The following is a 16888-nucleotide window of genomic DNA, read 5'->3' as shown; positions in this document are numbered from 1 at the left end:
GATGTCCGACACGAACACCCTCGACGCCACCCGCCGCGACGCCCTGAAGTCGGCCGCGGCCGTGGCCGCCGCCGCCTCCATCGGCATCACGCTCACCGATCAGGCCGCGGCGCAGGCCGGGCGCACGGACGGGATCCGCTGGGACAAGGGCGTCTGCCGTTTCTGCGGCACCGGCTGCGGCGTCATCGTCGGCACCAAGAACGGCCGCGTCGTCGCCACCCAGGGCGACCCGGACGCGCCCGTGAACCGCGGCCTCAACTGCATCAAGGGCTACTTCCTCTCCAAGATCATGTACGGCGAGGACCGCCTCACCCAGCCGCTCCTGCGCAAGAAGAACGGCAAGTACGACAAGAACGGCGAGTTCACGCCGGTGTCGTGGGACGAAGCCTTCTCGATCATGGCGGAGAAGTGGAAGACGGCGCTGAAGGCGGGCGGCCCCTCCACGATCGGCATGTTCGGCTCGGGCCAGTGGACGATCTGGGAAGGCTACGCCGCCTCCAAGCTCTACAAGGCGGGCTTCCGCTCCAACAACCTCGACCCGAATGCCCGCCACTGCATGGCCTCGGCGGTGACCGGCTTCATGCGCACCTTCGGCATCGACGAGCCGATGGGCTGCTACGACGACGTGGAGCACGCCGACGCCTTCGTGCTGTGGGGCTCCAACATGGCCGAGATGCACCCGATCCTGTGGTCGCGCATCACGGATCGGCGCCTCACCCATCCGGGCTGCGAGGTGCACGTGCTCTCCACCTTCGAGCACCGCTCCTTCGAACTCGCCGACAACCCGCTGGTGTTCACGCCGCAGAGCGACCTGGCGATCCTGAACTACATCCAGAACTACATCGTGAACTCGGGGGCCGTGAACCTCGACTTCGTCGAGAAGCACGTCGAGTTCGCCCGCACCGTCGAGGACATCGGCTACGGCCTGCGCCCGGTCCATCCTCTGGAGGCGAAGGCGGTGAACGCCTCGCACAAGACCGGCCAGAACGGTGCGCAGGATCCGGCGGGCTTCCAGGACAAGATCGGCTTCGAGGCCTACCGCAAGCTGCTCGAGCCCTACACGCTGGACTACGCACACCAGGCCTCGGGCGTGCCCAAGGAGAACCTCGAGCGGCTCGCCAAGCTCTACGCCGACCCCAGGAAGAAGGTCGTGTCCTACTGGACGATGGGCTTCAACCAGCATGCCCGCGGCACGTGGGTCAACAACATGATCTACAACGTGCATTTGCTGGTGGGGAAGATCTCCGAGCCGGGCAACGGCCCGTTCTCGCTCACCGGCCAGCCCTCCGCCTGTGGCACGGCGCGCGAGGTCGGCACCTTCGCCCATCGCCTCCCGGCGGACATGGTGGTGACGAACCCCAAGCACCGCGAGATGGCCGAGAAGGTCTGGCAGCTGCCGGAGGGCACCATCCCCGGCACGGTCGGCTACCACGCCGTGCAGCAGAACCGGATGCTCAAGGACGGCAAGCTCAACGCCTACTGGGTCCAGTGCACCAACAACATGCAGACGGCCCCCAACATGAACGAGGAGGGGCTGCCGGGCTACCGCAACCCCGCCGTCTTCGTGGTCGTCTCGGACCCCTACCCCACCGTCACCGCGACGTCGGCCGACCTGATCCTGCCGACCGCCATGTGGATGGAGAAGGAAGGCGCCTACGGCAATGCCGAGCGCCGCACCCAGTTCTGGCGCCAGCAGGTGAAGGCGCCGGGCGAAGCGCGCTCGGACCTCTGGCAGACCATGGAGTTCGCCAAGTACTTCAAGGTCGAGGAGGTCTGGCCCGAGGAGCTCATCGCCAAGAAGCCGGACCTGCGCGGCAAGACGCTGTTCGACGTGCTCTACGGCAACGGTGAGGTGAACCGCTTCCCGATCACCGAGTGCCAGAAGGGCTTCGACAACTCCGAGAGCGCCCATTTCGGCTTCTACGTGCAGAAGGGGCTGTTCGAGGAATACGCCAAGTTCGGCCGCGGCCACGGCCACGACCTCGCGGACTTCGAGCAGTATCACCAGGCCCGCGGCCTGCGCTGGCCGGTGGTCGGCGGCAAGGAAACGCTGTGGCGCTTCCGCGAAGGCTACGACCCCTACGTGAAGCCCGGCGAAGGCGTGTCCTTCTACGGCAAGCCGGACAACAAGGCCCGGATCATCTTCTGCCCGGTCGAGCCCGCGGCCGAGTCCCCGGACAAGGACTTCGACCTGTGGCTGTGCACGGGCCGGGTTCTCGAGCACTGGCACTCCGGCTCGATGACCCGCCGCGTGCCCGAGCTGCACCGCGCCGTGCCGGCCGCCACCCTCTTCATGCACCCGGAGGACGCGGCATCGCGCAATCTGCACCGCGGCCAGGCGGTCAAGGTGCAGACGCGGCGCGGCGAGGTCATCACCCGCATCGAGACCAAGGGCCGCAACAAGCCGCCGCGCGGCCTCGTCTTCTTCCCGTTCTTCGACGAGGGGCAGCTCGTGAACAAGCTGACGCTGGACGCGACCTGCCCGATTTCCAAGGAGACCGACTTCAAGAAGTGCGCCTGCCGCGTGGTGACGGCCTGACCTGACGAACGCGCCTCCACCCGCCATGGCCAAAGCCCCAGCATCCCCTCCGCCCGCCGTGCCGGCGCGCCGCAAGGCGCTGGCCGACATGGCTCGGCTCGCCGGCGGCGCCGCCGCCTGCGGGGTGATGCTGGCCGGCTTCGCCCAGCAGTCGAAGGCGCGGCCGGCGCAGGCGCTTCGGCCGCCGGGCGCCCTCGACGAGAAGGCGTTCCTCTCGGCCTGCGTGCGCTGCGGACTATGCGTGCGCGACTGCCCCTACGACACCCTGCACCTGGCGGACTGGGCCGACGGCCCAGCCCTGGGCACGCCCTTCTTCGAGGCCCGCAAGGTGCCCTGCGAGATGTGCGACACGCTGCCCTGCGTGAAGGCCTGCCCGACGGGCGCCCTCGACCCGGCCCTCACCGATGTCGGCAAGGCGCGCATGGGCTTCGCGGTCATCACCAGCCGCGAGACCTGCCTGAACCTGCAGGGCCTGCGCTGCGACGTGTGCTACCGCGTGTGCCCGGCCATCGACCGCGCCATCACGCTGGAGCCGACCCACAACGCCCGCACCGCGAAGCACGCGATCTTCGAGCCGGTCGTGCATGCGGACGCCTGCACGGGCTGCGGCAATTGCGAGAAGGCCTGCGTGCTGGCGGAACCCGCCATCCGCGTGCTGCCGCTGCAGGTGGCCGCGGCCGCGCAGGACGCGCACTATCGTCGCGGCTGGGAGGAGAAGGACAAGGCGGGCCAGCCGCTCGTGGACGCCCCCCTGAAGCTGCCGACGCGCCTGCCCGGCCAGAACGGGGGCGCGCCGTGAGCACCCGCTCGACAGCCTATGCGGCAGCCCGCGCCCGCAAGGGCCTCTGGCAGGCCAGCCGCGTCCTCGTGCTGCGGCGGGTCTCGCAGTTCGGCTTCCTGGCGCTGTTCCTCTCCGGCCCGCTGTTCGGCGTGTGGATCGCCAAGGGCACGCTGGCCTCCTCGATGACGCTGGGTGTCCTGCCGCTGACCGACCCCTTCGTTCTCCTGCAGAGCCTCGCCGCCCGCCGCGTCCCGGCGACCACGGCCCTCATCGGGGCGGCGATCGTGACCCTCGCCTATGCCCTTCTCGGCGGGCGCTCCTACTGCGCCTGGGTCTGTCCCGTGAACCCGGTCACGGACCTCGCGGCATGGCTGCGCCGGAGGCTCGGCATCACCCGCTCGGCCAAGCTGCGACCGGAGTGGCGGCGCTGGCTGATCCTGGCGATCCTGGCGGTTTCGGCCGCCACGGGCACCGTCGCCTGGGAGCTCGTGAACCCCGTGACGGCCCTGCACCGCGCCCTCGTCTTCGGGCTCGGCTACGGCGCCATGGGCGCGCTCGCCGTGTTCCTCTTCGACCTCCTCGTGGCGCAGGACGGGTGGTGCGGACATCTTTGCCCGGTCGGCGCCTTCTACGGCGTCCTCGGGCGGGTCTCGCCGCTGCGTGTCGCCGCGCCGAGGCGTGCGGCCTGCGACGACTGCATGGACTGCTTCGCGGTCTGCCCGGAGCCGCAAGTCATCGTCCCCGCCCTGCGCGGCGAGCGCACCGGGAGCGGCCCCGTGATCCTGGCGGGCGACTGCACCCTGTGCGGCGCCTGCGTCGACTCCTGCCCGGAGCGGGTCTTCCGCTTCACCCACCGCTTCGACACGCGGACCGACGCGTCCGCCGTCCCACCGTCCCGTCCCGCCCGCGCCGGCCGTGCGCCATCGCCCCCGGACGCCCTCGAAAGGAGCGCCCCATGAGAAGCCGTTCACTGCTCGCCGCCGTCGCCCTGGCCATGGCCGTGGCGCTCGCCGGCCTGCTGCCGGGAGAAGCCCAGGACAAGAGCGCCGCCGTGAAGCCGCTGCGCGAGCTGCCCCTCGCCGAGGAGGCCGCGCCACCCGACATCACGCGCCAGTCCGTGCCGGCCGGCGGCTTCGAACGCGCCTACCGCCAGCAGCCGCCGCTGATCCCCCACAAGGTCGAGGGCTACCAGGTCTCGGTCGACAACAACGCCTGCATGAGCTGCCACGACTGGCCCGGCAACACCAAGGTCGGCGCGCCGAAGATCTCCGAGACCCACTACGTCGACCGCCAGGGCGTGCGGCTCGATAAGGTCGCGGGCACCCGCTACTTCTGCCAGCAGTGCCATGTGCCCCAGGCCGACGCCAAGCCGCTCGTCAGCAACGTGTTCCAGAACGCCACGCAGGCGAAGTGACGGGGGCTGCGATGCAGGACAACGAACAGGTCCGTGCCGGGCCCATCCGGCGCTTTCTCCGCTGGTTCTTCTCGCCCGCGAAAACGGTGGCGTGGGGCGCCATCGCCATCGTGTTCTTCGCCGGCGGCGTGATCTTCTGGGGCGGCTTCAACTGGAGCCTCGAGGCCACCAACACAGAGCCGTTCTGCACCACGTGCCACGAGATGAAGGAGAACGTCTTCGTCGAGTACCGCAACACCGTGCACTACTCCAACCGCACGGGCGTGCGCGCCAGCTGCCCGGACTGCCACGTGCCCAAGGAGTGGGGGCACAAGATGGTGCGCAAGATCCAGGCTTCGAACGAGTTGCTGCACAAGGCGTTGGGCACGATCGACACGCCGGAGAAGTTCAACGCCCATCGGCTGGAGCTCGCGAAGTCGGTCTGGCGCGCCATGAAGACGACCGACTCCCGCGAGTGCCGCAACTGCCACAAGTTCGACTTCATGGACTACGCTGCCCAGGAGCCGCGGGCCTCGAAGATCCACCAGACCGCGCTGACCCAGGGCAAGACCTGCATCGACTGCCACCAGGGCATCGCCCACAGGCTGCCGCCGAAGGCAAAGGAGAGCTACGCGGAGATGCTCGCCACCATCGACCAGGTGGGTCCGGTCCAGCGGGCCATCGACTTCCTGCAGGGAGCGGACGTGGCCAAGGCCAAGGCCGCGCAATGACCGGATCGCTGGTGGCCATCGTCTACGGCGACGGCGCCCGGGCCGACGCGCTCCTGCACGCCGTCGCTGCCGCCCTGGCGCGGGAGGGGCGCGTCGTGACGGGGCTCCTGCCCCACGCGGTCCAGCGGCCCGGCCGCTCCCGCTGCGACATGGTGCTGGAGGACCCGCGCAGCGGCGAAAGGATCCGGATCTCGGAAGATCGCGGCGAGATGGCGCGGGGGTGCCGGCTGGACCTGGGCGAGCTGCTGCGGGCGGGTGAACTCGTTCGCCGCGCGCTGGACGACCGGCCCGATCTCGTGATCGTCAACAAGTTCGGGAAGAGCGAGGCCGAGGGCGGTGGCCTGCGCGACGTTCTCGCCGAGATCGCCGCGGCGGAGATCCCGCTGCTGATCGCCGTCCCCCGCCGCAACCTGGACGCCTGGCGTCGGTTCACCGGCGGCGACGCCGTCGAGATCGACCTGGACGCCGGCCCGGCGGAAAGCGACGGCGCGCTCGCGGCCGTGACGGCGGTCCTGGCGGCCGTGACGGCGGTCCTGGAGGACCGTGGCTCATCGGTACGCCCGGTCGAAGCGCCGGTCTGCTGAGCCCACCAGCGCCGGCCAATCTCCAGCGTCGCTTCGGAGCGCACCCATCCAGTCCGGCACCATCCTTCAGCCGTCCTGCCCGGGCTCAGACCCTCGGGATTCGCACCTCTCACTCGAGCCCGAAGGAAGGGCGCTCTCCCTCCCCTGCAGGGGAGGGTGGCAGCCGCAAAGCGGCTGACGGGTGGGGACAGCGGCAAAGAAAGAGCGGATATGCCGGGGCCGGCCCTGTCGTCGCGCCAAGTCCTGCGGCACCGCCCCCACCCGTCTCGCGCTTCGCGCGATCCACCCTCCCCTGCAGGGGAGGGAAAGCGCGCTCAGCCATCGACAATCACTTGTGTGCATGTCGAAGGGCTCAGGCCGGCCAGGACGCGGAGAGGGAGTTGCAGGCAGGAGGGCCGAAAGGCTCACGACGTCTGAGCAGCCGCGAACGTCCGGAAGGACGCGGGATTGCCGTCCGAGGCAACTGGGGAGGCCATCCCTTTCTTTGGCCTCGCCGTGTCGGAACCCGAGGGGCGCGGCCGTCCTTTGTCGGTGGCGCAACGATCGCCGCCATGGCCAACCGAGGAGCGTCCCATGCCCAGCACCATCCGCCTGCACCGCGTCGTCGCCACGACGCCCGACAAGGTGTATCGCGCCTTCATCGAGGCCGACGCCCTGGCCAAATGGCTCCCGCCAAACGGCTTCACCTGCACGGTGGAGTCCATGCAGGGAACGGCGGGTGGCACGTTCAGGATGGCGTTCCGGAACTTCACCACCGGGCAGAGCCACTCCTTTGGCGGCGAGTTCCTGGAGCTCGTGCCCGGCGAGCGCGTCGTCTACACCGACCGCTTCGACGACCCGAACTTGCCCGGCGAGATGAAGGTGACCGTGACCTTGAAAAAGGTGTCCTGCGGAACCGAGATGAGCATCACCCAGGAGGGCATCCCGGACGCGATACCTCCAGAGACCTGTTACCCGGGTTGGCAGAACTCGCTCGACAACCTGGCCCGCCTGGTCGAACCGGATATCCGACAGTAAACAACTCACCGGTCGCGTTGTCCTGGCGCGCCGTGGTCCCGCGTCATGCTGACACGGTCGATCGTGTCAGCATTCTGTCAGTCTTTGGCCCTGCGGCGCTGGTCTCGACGGTATTGAGAGACCGGATCAACGATCCGTTTACGACGAATATCGACATCTCGACTCAACTTGCGGCTTAGGTCCTGTTTGCACACACCAAATATCAATCGCTAGGGCGCTAAGTGAGGCGGAGACATTCGTTTTCCGACCCCTTGGATGATGGCGCCGTCACCCGGATCCGACATCTCGCGCGACCGCCAGGTCCTCGAGCACGCCTACCAGAACCTCGGCCCCATGATCGGGATCGGGCAGTCTGCCGTGCTCGGCGTCGGCTTCGTGGTCGGTTGGTCGGACCCCGTCGTGCCGACGTGGATCGTCATTCATTCGTTCCTGATGATGCTGCGGGCTGCGAGCTGGCTCGCCTTCGCCAAGCTCTACCGCTCCCCGCACGATCCCCTGGGGCCCACGGGCTGGCAGGCCGTGTTCGCCGTGGGCCTGTGGGGCTCCGGCGCTCTCTGGGCGGGCCTGGGCCTGCACACCGTCCTGACCAGCCATCTGACGGGCAGCTTCCTCCACGACTACGGCGTGCTCATCGTCCTGTCCGGCCTCGCCGGCGGGGCATCGGGCGTGACGTCTCCGTTCCGACGCATCGGGATGACGTATCTCACGCTCCTGCTGCTGCCGACGGCCCTGGCGCTGATCGTCGCGGGGGGCGAGGGGCGCACTCTGGGGGCCCTCGGCCTGCTGTTCTGGATGACCATGCTGGGCAGCCTGCACGTCAACAACAAGGTCCTGCTGCGCGGCCTGCAGTTGAAGGAAACCAACCTCAACCTGGTCCGCGAACTCAGCGCCATCAACGTCGACCTCGAGACGAAGGTCGCCGAGCGCACGGCCCAGCTCGAGGCGCTCGCCCATACCGACGGTCTGACGGGCCTGCTCAACCGTCATGGCCTCGCGGACTGGTGGAAGGGCTATCGGGTGCAGGAGCCCGACAGCTCGCTGGTCGTGTTCTTCCTCGACCTCGACCGGTTCAAGAACATCAATGACGCGCTCGGCCACGACGTGGGCGACCGGGTCCTGCTCACCATCGCGCACAAGCTTCAGGGCGCGCTGCCGGCCAAGGCGCGGCTCGCCCGCTGGGGCGGCGACGAGTTCGTGCTCGTCTGGCCGCACGAAGGCAGGCCCGACGAGCTGGTGGAGCGCGCGTGGAAGGGCCTCTCGGAGGCCGTGGGGCTGCCGCTGGTCATCAACGGCGTCAACCTGAAGGTCGGCCTCAGCATCGGCTGGTCCTGCTGCCCGGGCGGAGACACCTCCCTGTCGGGCGCGATCCATGCCGCCGATCTCGCGGCGTCGGAGGTGAAGCGCACCGGACGCGGGAGGGCGCTGGCCTACAGCGAGACCCATTCGGAAACCCTGCGACGCCACTTCGACCTCGGCCGCGCGCTGGGAGACGCCATCGGCACCGACGCGATCCAGCTCGTCTACCAGCCGGTCGTCCTGGCCCAGACCGGCGAGGTGATCGCCGAGGAAGCGCTGTGCCGCTGGAACCATCCACAGCTGGGCCCGATCCGGCCCGACGAATTCATCCACATCGCCGAGGAGACGGACCGCATCGTCGCCCTCGGCCGCTGGATCCTGCGCCAGGCCTGCCGCGACGCGCGGTGCTGGCGCGATGCCGGCCTCCAGCGCAAGGTCGCCGTGAACGTGTCGATGCGCCAGCTCGTCGAGAGCACGTTCCAGCACGACGTCGTGGCGATCCTGGCCGAGACGGGGCTTCCGGGCCACCTCCTGGAAATCGAGGTCACCGAGAGCGTGTTCGACGACGAGCACATCGAGCAGATCGCCCGCACGCTGGATGACCTCAAGCTCCTGGGCGTCAGCGTCCAAATCGACGACTTCGGGACGGGCTACTCCTCGCTGTCGCGCCTGAGACGGCTCAGCATCGACGCGATCAAGATCGACCGCAGCTTCGTGGCCGAGCTCAACACGCAAAACCGCGTCATCGTCGAAAGCACCGTGATGATCGCCAGGGCGTTCGGCCTGAAGGTCATCGCCGAGGGCGTCGAAAGGCCCGACCAGGCCGACGCGCTGCGGGCGCTGGGGATCGACATGCTGCAGGGATTCATGTTCGGCCGCCCGCGGACGCTCGGCGACGAACATGGTGCAAAACCCGCCAAAGTGGCCTGATCCGACGCCGGGTCGTCAGGTCGCCTTGCAAAATCGTGCCGTGGGCGCGAGTGTTGCCCGGTTCTTGGCGCTTCCCTGGAGGACGAGACCATGGCCCGCTTCGACGTTTTCGCCGCAAGGGGCATGTCCCGCCGGACCGTACTCGGCGCCGGAGGACTTGCCGCCGCGTCGGCCCTGCTTCCCGCCGGGGCCCTGGCCCAGCAGTCGCCGCGCTCCGGCGGTCGTCTGATCGTCGCGGCGGACTCCGAGCCCCGCAACCTCAACCCGGCGATCGTCGCCTCGAACGGCGTCTTCTTCGTCTCCTCGAAGGTCGTCGAGCCGCTGGCCGAAGCGGACTTCGGAACGCCGGACGGCCTGGCACCGCGCCTGGCGCTCTCCTGGACGGGATCGGCCGACGGCCGCAGCGCCACCTTCACGTTGCGCCCCAACGTGACCTGGCACGACGGCAAGCCGTTCACCTCCGCCGACGTGGCGTTCTCCGCCATGGAGGTCTGGAAGAAGCTGCAGAACCTCGGGCGCGTCGTCTTCGCGGACCTCGAGTCCGTGGACACGCCGGATCCCCTGACCGCCGTCTTCCGCTTCGCGAAGCCGACGCCGTTCCAGCTGATCCGCAACGCGCTGCCGGCGCTCACCGCCGTTCTCCCGAAGCATCTCTACGAGGGCACCGACATCAACGCCAACAAGGCGAATGCGGCGCCCGTCGGCACCGGTCCCTTCCGCTGGGGCGAGAGCCGGCCCGGCGAATACACCCGCCTCGTGCGCAATCCCTCCTACTGGAGCGCCGGCCAGCCCTATCTCGACGAGATCGTCTACCGGGTGCTGCCCGACCGGGCCGCCGCCTCCGGAGCGCTGGAAGCCGGCGAGATCCAGCTCGCCGCCTTTTCCATGGTGCCCCTCGCCGACCTCGCCCGGATCGCCAAGGTCCCGGGACTGGACGTCATCACCCGCGGCTACGAGGCGCTGACCTACCAGCTCGTGGTCGAGGTCAACCACCGCAAGCCCGAGCTCGCCGACGTCCGCGTGCGGCGCGCCATCTCGCACGCCATCGACCGCGACTTCGTGGCACGCACGATCTTCGTGGGCTTCGCCGCGACCTCGTCGGGTCCGGTGCCGCGCAATGACCCGCAGTTCTACGACGCCGCAGCGCAGGTGCCGGCCTTCGACCCCGCCCGTGCGAACGCCCTCCTCGACGAGGCGGGATTCAAGCGCGGCGCCAACGGCATGCGGTTCAAGCTGCGGCTGCTGCCGGCGCCGTTCTTCAACGAGACCCGCCAGTTCGGGGCCTATCTCCGCCAGGCGCTGGCGGCCGTCGGCATCGAGGCGGACCTCGTGAACAACGACTCCGCGGCCCACACGAAGGCGGTCTACACCGACCGGGCGTTCGACCTCGCCGTGGGCTCTCCCGTGTATCGCGGCGATCCCGCCATCTCGACCACCATCCTGGTCCAGGGCGGGCTGCCGCCGGGCGTGCCGTTCTCCAACCAGGGCGGCTACCAGAGCGCCACCATGGATGCGCTGATCGCCAAGGCGGCCACGACCATCGACGAGGCCCAGCGCACGGCGCTCTATCGCGAGTTCCAGCAGCTCGTCGTCACGGACCTGCCGCTGATCAACGTGGCCGAATGGGGCTTCACCAGCGTGGCCAGCAACAAGCTCCGCAACGTGACGAGCAATCCGCGCTGGGCGGTCTCGAACTGGGCGGACGTCTGGCTGGCGCCGTGAGGCGCGCCCTCTCGCTCGTCCGCAGGCGGCTTCTGGGAGCGATCCCCGTCCTGGCGCTGGTGATCGTCGGGACGTTCACGCTGCTGGAGTTCGCGCCCGGCGACGCGGTGGACGCCTATCTGGGCGCCACCGGCGGCGACCGTGGCCTCGTCGACCAGTTGCGCCGGGACTGGGGCCTGGACCAGGGCCCGCTGCAGCGGCTCGGCCTCTACGTCGCCGCCCTCGCCCGCCTGGACCTCGGCTGGTCGGTGGCGTTCTCCAAGCCGGTCCTCACGGTGATCCTCGAAAGGCTGCCCAACACGCTTCTGCTGATGGGCGCCGCCATCGCGCTCGCCTTCGGGCTCGGGTCCCTGCTCGGCGTCGTGGCGGGAAGCCGGCCGGGCAGCGCGACGGACAGGGCGCTCTCCATCGGGTCGCTGGCCCTCTACGCGATCCCGGGATTCTGGCTCGGGCTCGTCCTGATCATCGTGTTCGCGGTCCAGCTCCGCTGGCTGCCCAGCGGCGGGATCGAGACCATCGCCTCGGGTCTCGGCGGCCTCGCGCGGGCCGGCGACATCGCCCGCCACCTCGTGCTGCCGGTCAGCGCGCTCGGTCTGCTGTATCTGGCGCTCTACCTGCGGATGATGCGGACGTCGATGGCGGAGGTCTGGCGGCAGGACTTCGCGCGCGCGGCACTGGCCCGGGGCGTCCCCCGGCGGCGCGTGCTGTGGCGGCACGTCGCCCGCAACGCCCTGCTGCCGCTGGTGACGATGCTGGGGCTGCAGGCGGCGACGATGCTCGGGGGCAGCGTCGTCATCGAGAGCGTGTTCGCGGTGCCGGGCCTGGGACGGCTCGCCCACGAGGCCGTGGCGCAGCGCGACACGCCGCTCCTGCTGGGCATCATCCTCGTCGGCGCCCTGGTCGTAATCCTGGTGAATCTCGCCGTGGACGTGGCCTATGCCGCGCTCGACCCGCGCGTGGGCTCCGGCAAGGAGACCGCGGCATGAGCGGGCTCTCCCGCTTCCGCGGCTCGGCCGACGGGATCGCCGGGGCCGCCGTGCTGGCCCTGCTCGCCATCGTGGCCATCGCGGCCCCCGTCCTGTCTCCCGGCGATCCCCTGAACATCGTGGGCGCGCCGCTCACCCGCCCCTTCGAGGCCTGGGCGACGCCGCTCGGCACGGACCGGCTCGGGCGCGACGTGCTGGCCATGATCGTCCACGGCGCCCGCACCTCCCTGACGGTCGGCCTGGCGGCGGCCCTCGTGGCCATCGCCGTCGGATCCGCGGTGGGCACCCTGGCCGGCCTGATGGGCGGCTGGATCGACGAGGCGCTCATGCGGGTCACCGAGGCCTTCCAGACTGTCCCGGGCTTCCTGCTGGCGCTCGCCTTCGTCAGCACGGTCGGGCCCTCGCTCGCCGCCATCGTCGTCGCCATCGCGCTCGGCGCCTGGACGGGACCCGCGCGGCTGGTGCGGGCGGAGGTGCTGTCGATCCGCGAACGGGATTTCGTGGCCTCCGCCAGGGTCATCGGCATGCACCCCCTCGCGATCGCGTGGCGCGAGGTCCTGCCGCACGCCCTGCCGCCGGTGGTGGCGCTCGCCTCGGTCATCGTGGCCGGCGCCATCCTGACCGAGGCCGCTCTGTCGTTCCTGGGCCTGGGCGACCCCAACCGCGCGACCTGGGGCGGCCTGATCGCCGAAGGGCGCTCGGTCCTGCGCAGCGCGCCCTTCCTCTCGATCTGGCCGGGCCTTGCCCTCGTGGTGACGGTACTGGGCGTGCACCTGACCGGAGAGGGCGTCGTCGCCGCCCTGGCCTTGCGCCGGAGCCAGGCATGAGCGCGGCACCGCTGGTCAGCCTGCGCGACGTCAGCGTGCGCTACGGTCCCGCCACGCCGCGGGTGCTCGGGCACGTCACGCTCGACCTCATGGCGGGCGACCGCCTGGCCGTGATCGGCGAGAGCGGGTCGGGCAAGAGCACGCTGGCGCTCGCCCTGGCAGGACTGTTGCCCAAGGGAGCCGCGGCCGAGGGGCGGATCGCCTGGCCCGGGCTGGGCGAAAAGCCCTTGCCGGGCCGTGACATCGGCATCGTCTACCAGGATCCCTCCGGCAGCCTCGATCCCGTCATGCGCATCGGCGACCAGGTGGCCGAGGTCGTCGCCGCCCATGCCGCGGGGCCGACGGACAGGAGCCCGCGCGAGCAGGCCGTCGAGCTCCTGGCGCGGGTCGAGCTCCCGGATCCGGCGAACCTCGCGCGCTCCTATCCCCACCAGCTCTCGGGCGGCCAGCGCCAGCGCGTGGCCCTCGCGCTCGCCCTGGCGGGGCGCCCCCGCGTGCTCGTCGCGGACGAGGCGACGAGTGCCCTGGACCCGGTGGTCCAGTCCCGGCTGGTCGGGCTGATCGGCCGGCTCTGCGACGAGGAGGGTCTGGCGCTCGTCTTCGTGACGCACGACATCGCGCTGGCCGCGAGCCTCGCCTCGCGGCTGGCCGTCGTCTATGCGGGACGCCTGGTCGAGATCGGCCCACGCGGGCGCGTGTTGGCGCACCCGCGCCATCCCTACACCCGCGCCCTCATGGCCGCCCATCTGGGACTGGACCGCCCGCCCGGCGGCCGGCTGGCGACCGTCGAGGGCTCGCCGCCCGACCTGGCCTCCCCGCCGCCCGGCTGCCGCTTCGCGCCGCGCTGCAGCCTCGCCGTGGCGGGCTGCACGTCGGGGGACCCGCCGTGGTACGGCGAGCCGGACGACGGCGCGGCCTGCGTGTTCGCCGAGAGGCTCGCACCATGACGGCCCCGGCGATCGAGGCGCGCGGCCTGCGCAAGACTTTCCGGTCCGGCTCGAGGACCGTCGCCGCCCTCGACGACGTGAGCCTGACGCTCGCCCCCGGAGAGACGCTGGCGGTCGTGGGCGCCTCCGGCAGCGGCAAGACGACGCTCGCGCGCGCCCTGATGCGTCTCTTCGATCTCGACGGCGGCAGCGTCTCCCTGCGCGGTCGCGACCTCCTGGCCCTGTCGGGCGCGGCGCTGCGGGCCGAACGGCGGCATCTCCAGATGGTCTTCCAGGACCCCGCCGCCGCCCTCAACCCGCGCGCCACGATCGGGCGGGTCATCGAGGATCCGCTCAGGGTCCATAGCATCGTGCCCGCCTCCCGGCGCCGGGACGCCGTGTCCGGGCTGCTGGCGCGCGTCGGGCTGCCCGCCGACCTGGCCGACCGTCCGGTGCACGCGTTGTCGGGCGGACAGCGCCAGCGCGTGGCGATCGCCCGGGCCATGGCGACGCAGCCGGCCGTCCTCGTGCTGGACGAGCCCGTCTCGGCCCTGGACGTCTCGGTGCGGGGCCAGATCCTGAACCTCCTCATGGACCTGCAGCGCGAGGACGGCATCGCCTACCTCTTCATTTCGCATGACATGGGCGTCGTTCGCGCCGTCGCGGACCGGGTCGCGGTGATGGCGGCCGGCCGGATCGTCGAGGCGGGCCACACGGCCACCGTCTTCGCGAGCCCGCAGGCAGCCGAGACCCGCGCGCTGTTGGACGCCGTGCCCCACCTTCCTCCCCGCCCCGCTGACGAGGTTTCCCGATGACCGCTCCGTCCGACACGAACCGCACCGAGACGCTGGCCCGCGAACTGGAGAGCGCCTTCCGCAACAGGGCCGACCTTTACCGGCTGATGCTCGAGGAGATGCGGGCGGAATGGGGCCAGGAGGCCGCCGAGCGCGTCATGATCCGCGCCATCGAGCGGCGCGGCCGGGAGGTCGCCGCCGCCTTCGCGGGCCTGGGACCGAACGATGCGCGCGCCATCGGCGAAGCGTTCCTGAAGGTGAGCCCCGACGGTGGCCGCATGTACCCCACCGAGGTCGAGCGGTTCGACGGCGGCATCGCCTTCAAGGTCAAGCGCTGCCCCCTGAAGGACGCCTGGCGCGACGCCGGCGTCTCCGACTCCGACCTGGCGACTCTGTGCCGCATCGCCGGCGCCTTCGACCGCGGACTGTTCGAGGCGACCGGGATCCGCTTCGAAAACGCCACCTGGACGCCGGGACACGGCGAGGGCTGCTGCCACATCAGGCTGAGCAACCGGGACTGAGCAGCGGACCGGTTCCAGGTGCGCGCGGCCGAGCCGCCCAGGCCATCTCACCCAGCGCCCGGCGGCTCGCAAAATTACTTTACATGTTAAATATCTCGGCCTTACCTTCAGGCACACCGATGACGCGTAGCGCATGCCCGAAGAGGCCCTCAGCCGATGTGGAAGCCCGCCGAGAAGATCAAGTTCGAGACCCATCCCGGAGCCTGGCCGACCGCCGAGGATGCGGGTCGCTCGCTCTTGTTTTCGCCGATCTCCCACAAGGCACTGTCGCTTTCGTCGCGCACCTGGATTCCCGCCATGGTGCCGTGGCGGGCGACGGATGACGGCTTCGTCACGCAGGACAACATCGACTGGTATGCCCGCTTCGCGCAGGGTCGCCCCGGGGCGGTCGTCGTCGAGGCAACCGGCATCCGCGACGTGCCGTCGGGACCGCTGCTGCGCATCGGCCACGAGCGCTTCGTGCCCGGGCTGCGCGACCTTGCCGGCGCCGTGAAGGCGGCGAGCGACGGCGAGACGCGGGTCTACATCCAGATCATCGACTTCCTCGGCATCCGCCGGCGCCCCGCCGCGGACAAGTTCTTCGAGCGCTTCCTGCGCGTCACCGACCGTCATCGCGCCGCGCTCGGCGCGGCGGACTGGACCGAGGCCGAGGTGCGTGCGGCGCTCGCCGCCAAGCCGGCGGACGAGCTCGCGACCATCCTCACGCCGCGCGAGCTCCAGGACCTCACCATGGGCTTCCGCGAACGGGTGACGGACACGCATGTGCCGCACATCGCCGAGCTCCCGGCGGTGCTGCCGGGACTGTTCGCCGATGCGGCGGTGCGCGCCCGCGAGGCTGGCTTCGACGGGGTCGAGCTGCACTACGCCCATGCCTACACGATGGCCTCGTTCCTCTCCGCCACCAACACCCGCACGGACGGCTATGGCGGTTCGCTGGAGAACCGGCTGAAGCTGCCGCGCGAGGTCTATGCCGCCGTGCGCAGGGCGGTCGGCGACGACTTCGCGGTCGGCTGCCGCTATCTCGCCGACGAGTGCATCGAGGGCGGCAACACGGCGGGCGACGCGCCGGCCATCGGCCTCGCGCTCGCGGGCGACGGCATGGACTTCGTGTCCCTGTCGCGGGGCGGCAAGTTCGACGATGCCAAGCAGCCGAAGGTCGGCGAGGCGGTGTATCCCTACACCGGCCGCAGCGGCTACGAGTGCATGCCGGGCTACATCTCCGATGTCGTCGGTCCCTTCGGCCGCAACGTGCCGGCCACGGCAGCGGTGCGCGCCGCGTTGCGCGCCTCCGGGATCGAGACGCCGGTCGTCGTGGCCGGCGGCATGCACGGCTACGAGCAGGCCGAGGGCGTGCTGCGCGACGGCAAGGCCGACATCGTCGGCTTCGCGCGCCAGGCGCTCGCCGATCCCGACTGGTTCCTCAAGGTCCGCACCGGCCAGGGCGGCGCGGTGCGGCTTTGCGAGTACACGAACTACTGCGAGGGGCTGGACCAGAAGCACAAGCAGGTCACCTGCCAGCTCTGGGACCGCGAGCAGCTCGACGAGCCCGGCATGGCCAAGGCGCTCGACGGCAAGCGCCGCCTCGTGGCCCCCGCGTGGAAGCGCGGGTGAGTGACTCCACTACTCTCCCTTCCATTCTCCCCGCGTCCTGGCCGGGCTTCGGCCCGGCCATCCACGACTTCAGGATGGCCCCGGCAAAGTCGTGGATGCCCGGGCCAAGCCCGGGCAGGACGTGCTGAGAGATCGAGGTTCGGGATCCAACAGGACCACTGAGTTCACGAAGCAATGAACTCACAGGTAGCCGAACTTCCTTGCCTCCACCCAAAAACGGGCATATACCC

Annotated in this window: 15 protein-coding genes; all 15 read left to right on the top strand. The window is 70.4% G+C overall.

Annotated elements, in window-relative coordinates; genetic code table 11:
* Nucleotide 1 precedes the first annotated feature (1 nt).
* The 15 genes from napA (at nucleotide 2) to Q0Q47_RS11630 (ending at nucleotide 16658) form a co-directional block, all read left to right on the top strand.
* On the top strand, nucleotides 2-2539 hold the full coding sequence (gene napA, locus Q0Q47_RS11700) for a nitrate reductase catalytic subunit NapA (RefSeq protein ID WP_293859265.1): 2538 nt from the start codon (nucleotides 2-4) through the stop codon (nucleotides 2537-2539).
* A 25-nt stretch (nucleotides 2540-2564) separates the two neighbouring features.
* Nucleotides 2565-3338, top strand: a complete 774-nt coding sequence (napG, locus tag Q0Q47_RS11695) for a ferredoxin-type protein NapG (RefSeq protein WP_293859262.1) — start codon at nucleotides 2565-2567, stop codon at nucleotides 3336-3338.
* Nucleotides 3335-4279, top strand: coding sequence for a quinol dehydrogenase ferredoxin subunit NapH (gene napH, locus Q0Q47_RS11690; RefSeq protein ID WP_293859259.1), 945 nt, complete (start codon nucleotides 3335-3337; stop codon nucleotides 4277-4279). Before napG ends, napH begins: the two co-directional genes overlap by 4 nt.
* A complete protein-coding gene (locus Q0Q47_RS11685) occupies nucleotides 4276-4734 on the top strand; it encodes a nitrate reductase cytochrome c-type subunit (protein ID WP_293859256.1) in 459 nt (152 codons plus the stop codon). The genes napH and Q0Q47_RS11685 overlap by 4 nt, the downstream gene beginning before the upstream one ends.
* Before the next feature lie 11 nt (nucleotides 4735-4745).
* Nucleotides 4746-5444 (top strand): NapC/NirT family cytochrome c, encoded by a 699-nt coding sequence (locus Q0Q47_RS11680; protein WP_293859253.1) that lies wholly within the window; start codon nucleotides 4746-4748, stop codon nucleotides 5442-5444.
* The gene (locus Q0Q47_RS11675; RefSeq protein WP_293859250.1) at nucleotides 5441-6028 is read left to right on the top strand and encodes a DUF2478 domain-containing protein; all 588 of its coding nucleotides are present in this window, start codon (nucleotides 5441-5443) and stop codon (nucleotides 6026-6028) included. The genes Q0Q47_RS11680 and Q0Q47_RS11675 overlap by 4 nt, the downstream gene beginning before the upstream one ends.
* 573 nt (nucleotides 6029-6601) lie before the next feature.
* The gene (locus Q0Q47_RS11670; RefSeq protein ID WP_293859247.1) at nucleotides 6602-7045 is read left to right on the top strand and encodes an SRPBCC family protein; all 444 of its coding nucleotides are present in this window, start codon (nucleotides 6602-6604) and stop codon (nucleotides 7043-7045) included.
* Between the two features lie 255 nt (nucleotides 7046-7300).
* Nucleotides 7301-9271, top strand: a complete 1971-nt coding sequence (locus Q0Q47_RS11665) for an EAL domain-containing protein (RefSeq protein WP_293859244.1) — start codon at nucleotides 7301-7303, stop codon at nucleotides 9269-9271.
* A 90-nt stretch (nucleotides 9272-9361) separates the two neighbouring features.
* Complete coding sequence (locus Q0Q47_RS11660; protein WP_293859241.1) at nucleotides 9362-10993, top strand: ABC transporter substrate-binding protein; 1632 nt, start codon at nucleotides 9362-9364, stop codon at nucleotides 10991-10993.
* Nucleotides 10990-11979, top strand: coding sequence for an ABC transporter permease (locus tag Q0Q47_RS11655; RefSeq protein WP_293859238.1), 990 nt, complete (start codon nucleotides 10990-10992; stop codon nucleotides 11977-11979). The genes Q0Q47_RS11660 and Q0Q47_RS11655 overlap by 4 nt, the downstream gene beginning before the upstream one ends.
* Nucleotides 11976-12806 carry an ABC transporter permease gene (locus tag Q0Q47_RS11650; RefSeq protein ID WP_293859235.1) on the top strand — a complete coding sequence of 277 codons (831 nt, stop codon included), beginning with the start codon at nucleotides 11976-11978 and terminating at the stop codon, nucleotides 12804-12806. The genes Q0Q47_RS11655 and Q0Q47_RS11650 overlap by 4 nt, the downstream gene beginning before the upstream one ends.
* The gene (locus tag Q0Q47_RS11645; protein ID WP_293859232.1) at nucleotides 12803-13753 is read left to right on the top strand and encodes an ABC transporter ATP-binding protein; all 951 of its coding nucleotides are present in this window, start codon (nucleotides 12803-12805) and stop codon (nucleotides 13751-13753) included. Before Q0Q47_RS11650 ends, Q0Q47_RS11645 begins: the two co-directional genes overlap by 4 nt.
* Entirely contained in the window at nucleotides 13750-14547 is a 798-nt protein-coding gene (locus Q0Q47_RS11640; protein ID WP_293859229.1) for a dipeptide/oligopeptide/nickel ABC transporter ATP-binding protein, read from the top strand. The genes Q0Q47_RS11645 and Q0Q47_RS11640 overlap by 4 nt, the downstream gene beginning before the upstream one ends.
* Nucleotides 14544-15047: an L-2-amino-thiazoline-4-carboxylic acid hydrolase gene (locus Q0Q47_RS11635; RefSeq protein ID WP_293859226.1), complete on the top strand. Its 504-nt coding sequence runs from the start codon at nucleotides 14544-14546 to the stop codon at nucleotides 15045-15047. The genes Q0Q47_RS11640 and Q0Q47_RS11635 overlap by 4 nt, the downstream gene beginning before the upstream one ends.
* Nucleotides 15048-15203: 156 nt before the next feature.
* Nucleotides 15204-16658 carry an NADH:flavin oxidoreductase gene (locus tag Q0Q47_RS11630; RefSeq protein WP_293859223.1) on the top strand — a complete coding sequence of 485 codons (1455 nt, stop codon included), beginning with the start codon at nucleotides 15204-15206 and terminating at the stop codon, nucleotides 16656-16658.
* Nucleotides 16659-16888 lie beyond the last annotated feature (230 nt).

This window comes from uncultured Alsobacter sp. (assembly GCF_945952055.1).
In the GTDB taxonomy this organism is placed as follows: domain Bacteria; phylum Pseudomonadota; class Alphaproteobacteria; order Rhizobiales; family Beijerinckiaceae; genus Alsobacter.
Note: the sequence above shows the minus strand (reverse complement) of the source record. Positions and strands in the feature narration are given on the sequence as shown.

What these genes read in the sequence shown, in the direction of transcription:
- napA (WP_293859265.1), top strand. Translation starts at nt 2, where the DNA reads ATGTCCGACACGAACACCCTCGACGCCACCCGCCGCGACGCCCTGAAG.
- napG (WP_293859262.1), top strand. Translation starts at nt 2,565, where the DNA reads ATGGCCAAAGCCCCAGCATCCCCTCCGCCCGCCGTGCCGGCGCGCCGC.
- Q0Q47_RS11685 (WP_293859256.1), top strand. Translation starts at nt 4,276, where the DNA reads ATGAGAAGCCGTTCACTGCTCGCCGCCGTCGCCCTGGCCATGGCCGTG.
- Q0Q47_RS11680 (WP_293859253.1), top strand. Translation starts at nt 4,746, where the DNA reads ATGCAGGACAACGAACAGGTCCGTGCCGGGCCCATCCGGCGCTTTCTC.
- Q0Q47_RS11675 (WP_293859250.1), top strand. Translation starts at nt 5,441, where the DNA reads ATGACCGGATCGCTGGTGGCCATCGTCTACGGCGACGGCGCCCGGGCC.
- Q0Q47_RS11670 (WP_293859247.1), top strand. Translation starts at nt 6,602, where the DNA reads ATGCCCAGCACCATCCGCCTGCACCGCGTCGTCGCCACGACGCCCGAC.
- Q0Q47_RS11665 (WP_293859244.1), top strand. Translation starts at nt 7,301, where the DNA reads ATGATGGCGCCGTCACCCGGATCCGACATCTCGCGCGACCGCCAGGTC.
- Q0Q47_RS11660 (WP_293859241.1), top strand. Translation starts at nt 9,362, where the DNA reads ATGGCCCGCTTCGACGTTTTCGCCGCAAGGGGCATGTCCCGCCGGACC.
- Q0Q47_RS11650 (WP_293859235.1), top strand. Translation starts at nt 11,976, where the DNA reads ATGAGCGGGCTCTCCCGCTTCCGCGGCTCGGCCGACGGGATCGCCGGG.
- Q0Q47_RS11645 (WP_293859232.1), top strand. Translation starts at nt 12,803, where the DNA reads ATGAGCGCGGCACCGCTGGTCAGCCTGCGCGACGTCAGCGTGCGCTAC.
- Q0Q47_RS11640 (WP_293859229.1), top strand. Translation starts at nt 13,750, where the DNA reads ATGACGGCCCCGGCGATCGAGGCGCGCGGCCTGCGCAAGACTTTCCGG.
- Q0Q47_RS11635 (WP_293859226.1), top strand. Translation starts at nt 14,544, where the DNA reads ATGACCGCTCCGTCCGACACGAACCGCACCGAGACGCTGGCCCGCGAA.
- Q0Q47_RS11630 (WP_293859223.1), top strand. Translation starts at nt 15,204, where the DNA reads ATGTGGAAGCCCGCCGAGAAGATCAAGTTCGAGACCCATCCCGGAGCC.